This window comes from Achromobacter sp. FW305-C-13, from assembly GCF_058783475.1.
Genome location: NZ_JBYSYN010000001.1, coordinates 1102072 through 1114407 on the forward strand (window position 1 = coordinate 1102072; position 12336 = coordinate 1114407).

Sequence of the window (12336 nt, forward strand, 5' to 3'; positions counted from 1 at the left end):
AAAAAAGCGCTTGATACGTAACCTTACGAATGCAAGTTGCTGGACATGTCCCCGACGCCGCATCGTGGGATAGTAGGTGCAAGCAAGCGGCAGGACGGGCAGGTGGTCTTGACCGCTTACGGTTCAATTCTCATCAAGGAGCTGGCCATGAACGTACGACCCATGCATACCAAACGCCTCGCAGCAACCCTTTGCGCGGCGGGCTTGATGTTGGCCGCGGGCGCGGTCCACGCGGCAGATGCGATCGGCCGCGCCGCCATCCAGTCCCAGTACGAGCAGGACGTGGCGAAATGCAAGAGCGGTAATACCAACCAGGACCGCGCGACGTGCATGCGCGAAGCCGGCGCCGCGCGCGATGAAGCCAATCGCCAGAATCTGAAGGAAGGCTCCACCGACCAGCATCAGCAGAACATGGTCGACCGTTGCAACCGCCTACCCGCGGAATCGCGCCAGGACTGCCTGACGCAGATGAGCTCGCCCACCAATGTGCGCGGCAGCGTCCAGGGGGGTGGGGTGTTGCGTGAGACGGTGATCCAGGTTCCGGCTGGCACGGTCCCGCCGGCCACCACGGCGCCGGCGCCTGGCATGGCACCTGCTCCCGGCATGGCGCCCGCCCCGGGCACCGGCACCGGCACCATGAGCGCGCCAATGCGCCAATAATGGCCGCGTAGGGCCGGGTACGACGCACAGCCGCCGCCGCATTCAGGCAAAATGGCGGCTGTTGCGCTTTTCCCGCCCTTATTCCGTCCTTTATTTACGCATCCATGTCCGACGTCATCGCCCTGATTTTCGATTTCGACGACACGCTGGCCTCGGACAGCACGTCCGGTTTCCTGGAAAGCATCGGCGTTGACACGGCCTCGTTCTGGAAAGACGAGGTCGATCCGCTGCTGTCCAAGCAGGACTGGGATCCCGTCCCCGCCTACCTGTACAAGATGATCCAGCTGTCCCAGGCGGGGACGCATGGGCGCATTACGCAGCAGCGCCTGCAGGAATGGGGCTCGCGCCTGGAGCTGCACGACGGCGTGCCGACCTTGTTTCAACGCCTGCGCGCGGCGGTGCGCGCCGAACAGCCGCAGGTGCAGTTGGAGTTCTACCTGATCTCCAGCGGCATCGGCGACGTGGTTCGCTCCACACCCATCGCGCACGAATTCACTGAAATCTGGGCGTCCGAATTCGTCTACGGCGACGACGGCGGCATCACGTTCCCGCGCCGCATCGTCAGCTTCACCGACAAGACGCGCTATCTGTTCCACATCCAGAAGGGCATCATCGGGCGCGACTTCCGCAATAAGCCCTTCGAGGTCAACCGCAAGGTGCCCGAAGACCGCTTGCGCGTGCCGTTCGACCAGATGGTGTTCGTCGGCGACGGCTACACCGACATCCCTTGCTTTTCGTTGATCCGCCGCGCCGGCGGTTTCGCCTTCGGCGTCTGGGACCCGAAGCACCGCGACAAGCGCAGCCGCGCCTGGGGCTTCATCGAAGAAGGGCGGGTGTCCAACCTGAACCAGGCCCGCTACGACGAACAGGCCGAGCTCTACCAGTGGCTGGAAGAGGCCGTGACCAGCCTGGCCGGCCGCATCGCGCTGAAGTCCCGGGTGTATCGTGGTTGAGGCCGGTTCGCTGACGGCCACGACGGCGGTGCCGCCCTGGACCGAAGAAGACGCCCGCTACATTCGCCTGGCGCTCGAAGAGGCCCAGGCCGCTTATGACATTGGCGAGGTGCCCGTCGGGGCGCTGGTCGTGTCCGCCAAGGGCGAGATCCTGGGACGCGGCTACAACCGCACCATCATCGACCACGATCCCACCGCCCATGCCGAAATCGTGGCCTTGCGCAGCGCCGCCCGCCAGCTGGAGAACTACCGGCTGCCGGGAATTACCGTGTATGTCACGCTGGAGCCTTGCGTCATGTGCATCGGCGCCATGCTGCACGCGCGGCTGGCGCGCGTCGTGTTCGGTGCCTACGACCCCAAGACCGGCGCCTGCGGCAGCGTGCTGGACGTCGGGTCGGTCCCGAAACTCAATCATCACACTTCAGTCACCGGCGGCGTGCTGGCGGAACCTTGCGGCGACCTGCTGCGCCGGTTCTTCCGCGAACGCCGCGCCAAGGAATCCATAGCATGAGCACCCCCAAAGCCGCTAAGGCGGGCACCAAGGCCGCCGCCGGCAGCGCCGCAGCCAAGCGCACCGCCAAGCCCGCCGCAAGAACGGCCGCCAAGCCCGCGGCCAGAACGGCGGCCAAGACGGCAGTCCACGATCATGATCACGGCCATGATCACGGCCCCGCTTGCGACGACAACTGCGGCCACGACCACAGCCATGACCACGGGCACAGCCACACGCTGCCGGACGCCCGCGGCATCTACCTGATCTCGCCGTCGTCGGCCGTGCGCGATCCCGCCACGGTGGAACTGGCGCGCGAACGCCTGCAGCAGCAGGGCTTCAAGACCGCCCTGGACCGCACGGCCTATGCCGAACACCAGCGCTTTGCCGGCACCGACGCGCAGCGTCTGGGCAGCCTGGCGCGCGCCGTCAAGCAGAAGCTGCCCATCGTCATGGTGACGCGCGGCGGCTACGGCATGGGCCGGCTGCTGCACCAGATCGACTGGAAAGCGATGGCCGACAGCGGCAAGCGCTTCGTCGGCATGAGCGACTTCACTGCCTTCAACCTGGGCCTCCTGGCGCAGACGGGCGCCGTCAGCTACACCGGCGCCACCGCAGTGGCGGACTTCGGCGGCAAGAAGGTCGATGACCTTACCGAAGCGCTGTTTGGCGAAGTCATGCGCGGCGAACTCGAGATCCTCAGTTTCGAAACGCAGGACGCAGACCCCGTCGATGCCCGCGGCATCCTGTGGGGCGGCAACCTGGCCATGCTGACCTCGCTGCTGGGCACGCCGTACTTTCCGAAGATCCGCGGCGGCATCCTGTTCCTGGAAGACGTGGCCGAACATCCCTACCGCGTCGAACGCATGCTGATCCAGCTGTGGCAGGCCGGCGTGCTGGGCAAGCAGAAGGCGATCGTGCTGGGCCGTTTCTCGGACTACAAGCTGGCGCCCCACGACAAGGGCTACGACCTGCACGAAGTCGTGGCCTGGCTGCGCAAGACGGTCAAGGTGCCGGTCATCACCGGTCTGCCTTATGGACATGTGGCCACCAAGGCCACCTTGCCGATCGGCCAGAAGGTGGGCATCGCCACTGAAAAGGGCCTGGCGCACCTGGTGCTGGACGAACACCACCACTGATCATCGCCATCGGCGGCACGCCCTCGACGTCCGGCCGTGGCCGGACTCGGGGGTGTTTTCATTTGGGGACGGAGAAGTTCATGGCAGGGGTGCGCCGGTCCTGGCGTTGCCGGGCGAAGATTGAAAATCGGGGCCGTAGCCCCATTTGCTACACTATCGGGTTTCCTCGCATGCGTCTTCGGACGCCCTCAGACTCAAATACACCGTGATATCCACAGCCAATCTCACCATCCAGTTCGGTCCCAAGCCCCTTTTCGAGAACGTCAGCGTCAAGTTCGGGGAAGGCAACCGGTACGGGCTGATCGGGGCCAATGGGTCCGGTAAGTCTACGTTCATGAAGATCATCGGCGGCGACCTGGAAGCCTCCGCCGGCAACGTGTCGCTTGAGCCGGGCGTGCGCCTGGGCAAGCTGCGCCAGGACCAGTTCGCGTTCGAAGACCTGCGCGTGCTGGACGTCGTCATGATGGGCCACACCGAAATGTGGGGCGCCATGTCCGAGCGCGACGCGATCTACGCGAACCCGGAAGCGACGGAAGACGATTACATGCGCGCCGCGGACCTGGAAGCCAAGTTCGCCGAGTACGACGGCTACACCGCCGAAGCGCGCGCCGGCGAACTGCTGCTGGGCCTGGAAATCGCCGTGGACCAGCACAACCTGCCCATGCGCGAAGTCGCCCCGGGCTGGAAACTGCGCGTGCTGCTGGCGCAGGCGCTGTTCTCGAACCCCGACGTCCTGCTGCTGGACGAACCCACCAACAACCTGGATATCAACACCATCCGCTGGTTGGAAAACGTGCTCAACAGCTACCAGAGCACGATGATCATCATCAGCCACGATCGCCACTTCCTGAACCAGGTGTGCACGCACATGGCTGACGTGGACTACGGCGAGATCCGCATCTACGCCGGCAACTACGACGACTACATGCTGGCCTCGACGCAGGCCCGCGAGCGCCTGGTGTCCAACAACGCCAAGGCCAAGGAACGCGTTGCTGAACTGCAGGACTTCGTCCGCCGCTTCGCCGCCAACAAGTCCAAGTCGCGCCAGGCCACCTCGCGCCTGAAGCAGATCGACCGCATCAAGGCCGACCAGGTCGTGGTCAAGCCGTCGTCGCGCCAGAACCCTTACATCCGGTTCGAACAGAACAAGGTCATGCACCGCCTGGCCGTCACCATCGAGAACCTGACGAAGGCCTACGATGCGCCGGTGATCACCAAGTTCTCGGCCATGGTCGATGCCGGTGAAAAGATCGCCATCATCGGCGCCAACGGCGTGGGTAAGACGACCTTGCTGCGCCTCTTGGCCACCGAATTGCAGCCGGACTCGGGCTCGGTGAAGTGGTCCGATAACGCCGACCTGGGTTACATGGCCCAAGACGTGTCGGACCAGTTCCTGCAAACCGACATCAACCTGCTGGACTGGATGGGCGACCATCGTCAGCCGGGCGATGACGACCAATCGATCCGTTCGGTGCTGGGTCGCCTGCTGTTCTCGGCGGACGATCTGCCCAAGGCGCCCAAGGTGCTGTCGGGCGGCGAAAAGAACCGCATGACCTTCGGCCGCCTGATGCTGGGCCGGCACAACGTCATGCTGCTGGACGAGCCGACCAACCACTTGGACATGGAATCGATCGAATCGCTGCAGTTCGCACTGGAAAAGTACGAAGGCACGCTGGTCTTCGTGTCCCACGACCGCGAATTCGTGTCGGGCCTGGCCACCCGCGTGATCGAAATCCTGCCCTCGGGCGAGATCATCGACTACCGCGGCGGCTACGAAGACTATCTGGAATCGCGCGGCATCGAGGCCTGATTCCGGCTTGACGCCCATTGCCCCACCGCATCGACGGCGGGGCAATGGGCTAGCTTCCGCTTCGCTCCGATCGGGGCGGGCTCTGTTATGTGTGGGCCCGCGGACGTTCAGCCCGCTGCAATATGGCGTGCGCTATCATCCGGGTAAACCCTGGTGCAAAACGCACCTCGCCCGCCTTTCCGATTCATGTCTCCCACACCCCACACCACGCCCGATGGCGCGCCCATCGGGACGTATGCGTTGACCGCGCGCATTGTTTCCATCGCGTTCTTCACCTTCATCTGTTATCTGGCTATCGGCTTGCCGCTGGCCGTGCTGCCGGGCTATGTGCACGGAAACCTGGGTTATGGCTCGGTGCTGGCCGGCCTGGCCATCAGCGTGCAGTACGTGGCGACGCTACTCAGCCGCTCACACGCGGGCCGCATGGCCGACACCGTGGGGCCGAAGCAGACGGTCGTGATCGGCATGGTGGCGTGCGCGGCCAGCGGCGTTTTCCTGCTGCTGGCCTATGCCTTCGAACGCAGCGGGTGGCTCAGCCTGACGGCCATCATCATCAGCCGCCTGGCGCTGGGTTTTGGCGAAAGCTGGGTCGGCACGGGTTCGGCCACCTGGGCGATCGCGCGGGTCGGCCCGCTGCACACCGCCCGCGTCATCTCCTGGAACGGGATCTGCACCTACGGCGGCCTGGCGCTGGGCGCGCCGCTGGGCGTCAAGCTGGAAACCGAATGGAGCATGGGTGCGCTGGGCGGCATGGTGCTGCTGCTGGGTCTGGCCGGCCTGGGCATGGCGGTATCGCGCGCCGCCGTGGCGATCGTGGGCGGCCACCGTATGGCGTTCAAGAGCGTGGTCATGCGCGTCTTCCCGCATGGCATGGCGCTGGGGCTGGGTTCGGTGGGTTTCGGCACGCTGGCGGCCTTCGTGGCGCTGTACTACGCCAGCTTCTCCTGGGAGGGGGCGGCGCATGCGCTCAGCGCCTTCGGCTGCGCGTTCATCGGCGTGCGCCTCCTGTTTGCGGGCACCATCACGCGCTTCGGCGGCTTCCGTGTGGCGCAGGTTTCGTTCCTGGTCGAGGCCGCAGGGTTGCTGCTGCTGTGGTTGGCGCCCAACCCCACAGCCGCGTTGCTGGGTGCGGCGCTGACCGGTTGCGGGTTTGCGCTGGTATTCCCAGCCATCGGCGTGGAGGCGGTGGCACGCGTGCCGGCAGGCAGCCGCGGCGCGGCGCTGGGCGCGTACTCGGCCTTCCTGGACCTGGCCCTGGGCGTGACGGGGCCTGTCGCGGGCTATATTTCCAGCGGCTACGGCTACCCGTCCATCTTCCTGTCGGCCGCCGTCGCCGTACTGGTGGGTTTTCTGATTGCATTCGGCTTGCAACGCCATGCGGTCCGCCAGCGGTCAATCGCGTAGCAGAGGCCCAAGGGCTGCGGTTAATAACCAAAAGAAGTTAAGACATTCAATATTGATCGTTTGAATTCATATAACGAATTGTTAGATTTAGGCCTCGTTCCCACGCGCGCCCACGATTCGATCCATGAACCTGACTTTCGACCACGTCCACAAGCACTTCGGTGACCTGCCCGTCGTGGACGGCTTTACCAGCGAAATCAAGACCGGTGAACTGGTCGCCCTGGTCGGCCCGTCGGGCTGCGGCAAATCCACGCTGCTGCATTTGGCGGCGGGCCTGGAAAAACCCACGCAAGGCAGCGTGCTGGCCGATGGCCAGGCGATCAGCGGCCCGCACCCCAGCCGCACGCTGGTGTTCCAGGAACACGCGCTGTATCCGTGGCTGACGCTTGAAGACAACGTGGCGCTGGCCCTCGAATTCCAGAACACGCCCAAGAAGCGCGCCCGCGAGGCCGCGCGCCATTGGCTGGCCCGGGTCAGCCTGGGCGGCTTTGAACACTATTACCCCCATCAGGTGTCGGGCGGCATGCGCCAACGCGCCGCATTGGCGCGCGCCTTCATCGCGCAGCCCAAGACGATGCTGATGGACGAGCCTTTCGGTGCGCTGGACGCGCTGACCCGCCTGAGCCTGCAGGACGTGCTGCGCGAGCTGATCGCGCAAGAAAAGCCGACCGTACTGCTGGTCACGCACGATGTGGACGAGGCCCTGTTCCTGGCCGACCGCATCGTCGTCTTCAGCCCGCGCCCGGCGCGCGTGCTGCGCGAATTCAATCTGGCGCATCGCGAGAAGACCCACGACCTGTCGGATCTGGCCGCCGAGAAGCGCGAGATCCTGCGCCTGCTGGGCATCGGGGTGGATGGCTCGCAAGCCCACTCCGATCTGGCGCTGGCCGCCTGACCTACACGCTTTTCCGTTCCGGTGGCGCCGTGGCGCTGCCGATCTTGAATTCCCTGGAGCTCCTCTCATGAAATTGAAGCAATGGCTGACCCTGCCGCTGGCTGCGGCGCTGCTGGCGGCGGCCCCCGCAATGGCCGCCGAGAAATTCCGCGTGGGTTATCTGCGCGTGATGGACGACGCGCAGGCGATCGTGGCGCAAGAGGGCGGCTACTACAAGAAGGCGGGCCTGGACTCCGAACTGATCGAATTCAAGTCGGGCACCGACCTGATCAAGGCGATCGTGGGCGGCCAATTGGATATTGGCGTGCTGGGCTTTACCAACGCGGTGGCCTGGGCCTCCAAGGGCGCGGACCTGAAAGTCGTGGGCGGCGCGCAGCAGGGCTATCACTCGCTGATCGTGCGCGATGATTCCGGCATCAAGGACATCGCGGGCTTGAAGGGCAAGACGCTGGCGTCCCAAGCGGAAGGCAGCACCGCGGACGTCGTGTTGAAGGGCGTCGTGCTCAAGCAAGGCAACCTGGGCGCCGACGACGTCAACGTCATGGGCGTGAGCCCCGCCGTGGCCGTGCAGTCGCTGGTGGGCAAGCGCGTGGACGCGGCCTTCCTGTTCGAACCCTATGACCGCATCGCGCAACTGGTGGCCCCGGTCAAGCAGATCTACGAAGTGGGCCAGGCCTGGCCGTTCCCGTGCATGGTGGTGATCACCTCGGGCGAAACGCTGGCCAAGCGCAAGGACGATGTCTGGAAGGCGCTGGACGCGCAGAACCAGGCCATCACGCTGCTGCAGAAAGAACCCGCGCAGGCGTCCAAGCTGATCGCTTCCTACTTCATCGCCGAGCCCACGCTCAAGACCTTGCATCGTGGCGAACTGCCGCGTGAAACCGTCATTACCGAGGCGATCAGCACGCAGGTGTTCACGCCCAAGCTGACCGAGAAAGATACGGCGCGCATGCAGGAAATCGCCGACATCCTGCAGGCCCAGGGTTCGCTGAAGACGCGCGACGGCAAGCCGTATGACGTGTCCAGCATCGTCGACCTGTCCTGGCAAGAGGCGCGCAAACTTTGAGCTCGTCTACCCGAGTGACCGGCGCCCGCAAGCATCTTGCGGGCGTTTTGGGCGTCCTGTTCATACTTGCCCTGTGGCAGCTGGCAGCGTTCGCGCTGCCGGATTTCCTGATGCCGGGCGTGCCTGCCGTCGTGCAGCGCCTGTTCGAAGACCTGGGCAAGCAATCGTTCCATCAAAGCCTGCTGGGCACCCTGGGCCGCTTGGGCGCAGGCTACGGCCTGGCGTTGGCGGCGGGGATCGGCTTCGGCCTGGTCGCCGCGGTGCTGTTCTTCTTTCGTGAAGTCCTGCGCAGCGCCATCGTCATCCTGCAGTCGATTCCGTCGATCGCCTGGGTGCCGCTGTTCCTGATCGTGATGGGCTTCGGCAATACGCCCATCATCGTCGTGGTTGCGTTGTCGGCGTTCTTTCCGGCCGCGCTCAGTGTGATGAACGCCACCGAATCCGTGCAGCGCGTGCACGTGTCGGCCGCGCGCGTCATGGGCGCTACGCGCTGGGGCCTGGTCAAACGCGTCTATCTGCCGGCCGTGATGCCTGAACTGATCACGGGCGCGCAACTGGCGTTTGGCAATGCGTGGCGGGCGCTGATCTCGGCCGAAATGCTGATCGGCTTCGGCAAGGGACTGGGCCGGTCGCTGGCCTATTCGGGTGAAATCGCCGACATGACGGGCGTCATGACCAACATCCTGGTTATCGCCGTGCTGGCCGCGCTGATCGACCAGTTCGTGCTTGAAAACCTCAAGCATCGCCTGCTGCGCTATCAATACGTTTAAGTGCCGGAGCCTTGCATGATTCGCCTTGTTGCCCTGACTGCCTGCACGCTGCTTGCCGGCATCGCGCAGGCGCAGACCACCGGCTTCGCCGCCGCTCAGGCGCGGGGCGAGCTGGTGGTGGGCGTGCCGTATCTGGCGCCGCCGCCGGCGGCGGGGGCCAAGATCCGCACCCCTGACGGCCTGGATGCGCAGATGGCCGACAAGCTCGGCCAGCGGCTGGGTTTGCCCGTGCGGCTGCAGCAGGTGCCGGCCGATCAGGCCGCCGCCGCGCTGGCGGCGGGCCAGGTGGACCTGGTGTTGGCGGATAGTGCTGGCGCCCAGCCGCAAACCGTTGCCGTGCAAACCACGGGCTACGGCGCGCGTCCCAAGGCGCTGATCCGCAGTGACACCACGATGCGCAAGCCAGCCGACGTACGCGGCCGCAGCGTCTGCATGGCCGAGGCGGCGACGCAAGCCCGCGCCCTGGCCGAAAGCTGGGGGGCGGTGGTGCGCACGTATCGCGTGCCGTCCGATGCACTGGTTGCCGTGCGTGAAGGCAGTTGCGATATCGGGCTGGTGGATGACGCCGTCTGGGAACCCCTGGTGCGATTTCCCGAGTGGAAGAAATTCTCGTCCACGCTGGCCGCGGACGGCGCCCGGCGCGAACGCGTGTGGCTGCTGCCGGTCGGTGACACGGCCGGCCGCGCCTTGCTGGCGGAAGAGATGCGGGCCTGGGACCGCGCGGGCGCCTGGAAGGCAATGACCGCCAAATGGGCACGCGACGTCGCGTTCGACGTCTATCTGGACCAGGAAGTGGCCGACTGCCACGGTTAGAACGGCTTCGCGCCAGCACTTACAATGCCGGGCATGACGCACACGTTGACCGTTCCTTGCTCGTATCAGGAAGACATCAAGAAAAGCCGCTTTGCCGCTTACGCCGCACCGGTTTCTACGGTGGACGAAGCGATGCGATTCTTCGCCGAGCGCAGCGACCCCGAGGCCACCCACAACTGTTGGGCCTACCGCATCGGACAGGAATACCGCTTCAATGACGACGGCGAACCCGGCGGGACGGCGGGCCGCCCCATACTGCAAGCGATCGAAGGGCAGGACATGGACCGCGTGGCCGTGCTGGTGGTGCGCTGGTACGGCGGCATCAAGCTGGGGGCGGGCGGACTGGTGCGGGCATACGGCGGATGCGCGGCGAATTGCCTGCGCTTGGGCGAACGGACCGAAATCGTGGACCTGGCCACCGTCACCTGCACCTGCGGCTTTGCCGAGCTGGCCTTGCTGAAGTCGCGCCTGGCGCAAGCCGGCGCGGTCATCCAGCAAGAAGACTTCAATGAAGAGGGCGTGGCGCTGTGCTTCGTGGTGCCCCGCAGCGTGGTGGGTGACCTGGAGGTCACCGTCGCCAACATCACGCGAGGGCGCTCGGCCTGGGAACAGGTGTCGTGACCGCGGCCTGATGGCGCGCGAGCCAGAGAAAGGGGCCCTTGATCGGGCCCCTTTACATGTTTACGCGTTTTGGCTGTCTTGCGCCGCGGCGATTTCCTGGTGGACCTTTTCCATGTCCACTTCCTTGATCTTGGCGAGCAGCTCGTTCAGTTGGCCGCCCGACAAGGCGCCGGGTTGCGAGAACAGCAGGACCTTCTCACGGAAGACCATCAGCGTGGGGATCGAACGAATACCCAGGGCGCCGGCCAATTCCTGCTCTACGTCGGTGTTCACCTTGGCGAACGTGACGTCGGTGTGCTCGGTCGCGGCTTGCTCGAAAACGGGCGCAAAACCACGGCAGGGGCCACACCAGGGAGCCCAGAAGTCGACGATCAGGGTGCCGTCGGGGGTGATGGCGTCCTGGAAGCTGTCTTTGGTGAGTTCAACAATACTCATTTTGGATCCTTGCCGCGGAGCGCGGCGCAAAAAAGGCGGTGTCAGAGATCCGGGATGTTCCTGTCCCGGACCTGATTCGGCGACGCTTTACGTGCCACGCGCTCTAGAGGTAATAGTAGAGCCGCCGGTGGCGGCGTCGCAATGGTTGGCGCTATGGAGAGCGCGGTCAGCGGCCCTCAGGCCGCGGTTTTTATGAAGACTCAGGCGCCGTTCTTCAACGACGCGACAATTTCGAAGGAGCGCAGGCGGTCCGCGATGTCGAAGAAGTCGGACACGATCATGACTTCGTCGGCCTCGGTTTCGGCCACCAGCGCCTCGAGCCTGCGCTTGACGGTCTCGGGCCCGCCCACGATGGCAGCACCCAGTCTTTGATTGACCGCTTCACGCTCCCATTCGTTCCACAAACCGTCCATGCTGTCCACGGGCGGCTGCAGTTGCAGGCGGTTGCCGCGCACCAGCGACAGGAATTTCAGTTGCTGCGTGGTGGACTGGCGCTGCGCCGCTTCGTCGGATTCAGCCGCAATCACCGGCACGCCGATCATGGCGTAGGGGCGCGACAACGTGGCCGAGGGCTTGAAAAGATGCCGGTACAGGCGCATCGCCGCCATGCCTTCAGGCGAAAAATGGCCCGCGAACGAGAACGGCAGGCCCAGTTCGGCAGCCAGGCGGGCGCTGAAATCGCTGGAGCCCAGCAGCCAGATCGGAATGTCCAGGCCTTCGCCGGGGATGGCGCGCACCGGTTGATTGGGACGCGAGGCGGCCAGGAAGCCGCGCAATTCCTCGACCAGCGCCGGAAACTCCAGGCCGCTGCGCGGACCGCGGCGCAGGGCATGCTGCGTTGCGCCATCGCTGCCGGGCGCGCGGCCCAGACCCAGGTCGATACGGCCTGGATACAGCGTTTCCAGGGTGCCGAACTGTTCCGCAATGATCAGCGGGGCATGGTTGGGCAGCATGATGCCGCCCGAACCGACCCGCAGCGTGCTGGTGTGGCCGGCCACGTGGCCGATCAGCACCGCCGTCGCGCTGGACGCCACGCCGTTGATGTTGTGGTGTTCAGCCAGCCAGAAGCGCTTGTAGCCCAGGCGCTCCACATGCTGAGCCACGGCCACGGTGTTGCGGAAGGCGTCGGCCGCGTCACGGCCATGCACAATAGGGGCCAGGTCCAGGACCGAAAAGGGGATGCGCGCAAGGGTGCTCATGCGGACATCTCCGGAAGACGGGCGGGACAGGGGGGCAACGCGGTGGCAAAGCGGGCAAGGCGCAAGGTGAACTCCATATAC

Annotated in this window: 13 protein-coding genes; 11 read left to right on the forward strand and 2 right to left on the reverse strand. The window is 65.2% G+C overall.

Annotated elements, in window-relative coordinates; translation table 11 throughout:
- The first annotated feature begins 147 nt into the window (after window positions 1-147).
- The 11 genes from AC3WMU_RS04945 (at window position 148) to AC3WMU_RS04995 (ending at window position 10621) form a co-directional block, all read left to right on the forward strand.
- Window positions 148-660: a hypothetical protein gene (locus AC3WMU_RS04945; RefSeq protein ID WP_234704727.1), complete on the forward strand. Its 513-nt coding sequence runs from the start codon at window positions 148-150 to the stop codon at window positions 658-660.
- Between the two features lie 104 nt (window positions 661-764).
- Window positions 765-1613, forward strand: coding sequence for an HAD family hydrolase (locus AC3WMU_RS04950; RefSeq protein WP_006222310.1), 849 nt, complete (start codon window positions 765-767; stop codon window positions 1611-1613).
- Window positions 1614-1623: 10 nt separating this feature from the next.
- Entirely contained in the window at window positions 1624-2124 is a 501-nt protein-coding gene (tadA, locus tag AC3WMU_RS04955) for a tRNA adenosine(34) deaminase TadA (protein ID WP_052017798.1), read from the forward strand.
- On the forward strand, window positions 2121-3242 hold the full coding sequence (locus AC3WMU_RS04960) for an LD-carboxypeptidase (protein ID WP_492281937.1): 1122 nt from the start codon (window positions 2121-2123) through the stop codon (window positions 3240-3242). The genes tadA and AC3WMU_RS04960 overlap by 4 nt, the downstream gene beginning before the upstream one ends.
- Before the next feature lie 205 nt (window positions 3243-3447).
- Window positions 3448-5052: an ABC-F family ATPase gene (locus tag AC3WMU_RS04965; RefSeq protein WP_006222307.1), complete on the forward strand. Its 1605-nt coding sequence runs from the start codon at window positions 3448-3450 to the stop codon at window positions 5050-5052.
- 186 nt (window positions 5053-5238) lie between these two features.
- Window positions 5239-6456, forward strand: coding sequence for an MFS transporter (locus AC3WMU_RS04970; protein ID WP_052017793.1), 1218 nt, complete (start codon window positions 5239-5241; stop codon window positions 6454-6456).
- 124 nt (window positions 6457-6580) lie between these two features.
- Window positions 6581-7351 (forward strand): ABC transporter ATP-binding protein, encoded by a 771-nt coding sequence (locus AC3WMU_RS04975; RefSeq protein WP_006222305.1) that lies wholly within the window; start codon window positions 6581-6583, stop codon window positions 7349-7351.
- Between the two features lie 67 nt (window positions 7352-7418).
- A complete protein-coding gene (locus tag AC3WMU_RS04980; RefSeq protein ID WP_006222304.1) occupies window positions 7419-8417 on the forward strand; it encodes an ABC transporter substrate-binding protein in 999 nt (332 codons plus the stop codon).
- Window positions 8414-9187 (forward strand): ABC transporter permease, encoded by a 774-nt coding sequence (locus tag AC3WMU_RS04985; RefSeq protein WP_006222303.1) that lies wholly within the window; start codon window positions 8414-8416, stop codon window positions 9185-9187. Before AC3WMU_RS04980 ends, AC3WMU_RS04985 begins: the two co-directional genes overlap by 4 nt.
- A gap of 15 nt (window positions 9188-9202) precedes the next feature.
- The gene (locus AC3WMU_RS04990) at window positions 9203-10000 is read left to right on the forward strand and encodes a transporter substrate-binding domain-containing protein (RefSeq protein WP_492281938.1); all 798 of its coding nucleotides are present in this window, start codon (window positions 9203-9205) and stop codon (window positions 9998-10000) included.
- Between the two features lie 33 nt (window positions 10001-10033).
- Window positions 10034-10621: an IMPACT family protein gene (locus AC3WMU_RS04995; protein WP_088587587.1), complete on the forward strand. Its 588-nt coding sequence runs from the start codon at window positions 10034-10036 to the stop codon at window positions 10619-10621.
- A gap of 60 nt (window positions 10622-10681) precedes the next feature.
- On the opposite strand, the gene AC3WMU_RS05000 is transcribed toward AC3WMU_RS04995, so the two are convergent.
- Both AC3WMU_RS05000 and AC3WMU_RS05005 read right to left on the reverse strand, forming a co-directional pair.
- Window positions 10682-11056: a thioredoxin family protein gene (locus tag AC3WMU_RS05000; protein ID WP_006222300.1), complete on the reverse strand. Its 375-nt coding sequence runs from the start codon at window positions 11054-11056 to the stop codon at window positions 10682-10684.
- Between the two features lie 200 nt (window positions 11057-11256).
- On the reverse strand, window positions 11257-12255 hold the full coding sequence (locus tag AC3WMU_RS05005) for an LLM class flavin-dependent oxidoreductase (protein WP_006222299.1): 999 nt from the start codon (window positions 12253-12255) through the stop codon (window positions 11257-11259).
- Between the last annotated feature and the right edge of the window lie 81 nt (window positions 12256-12336).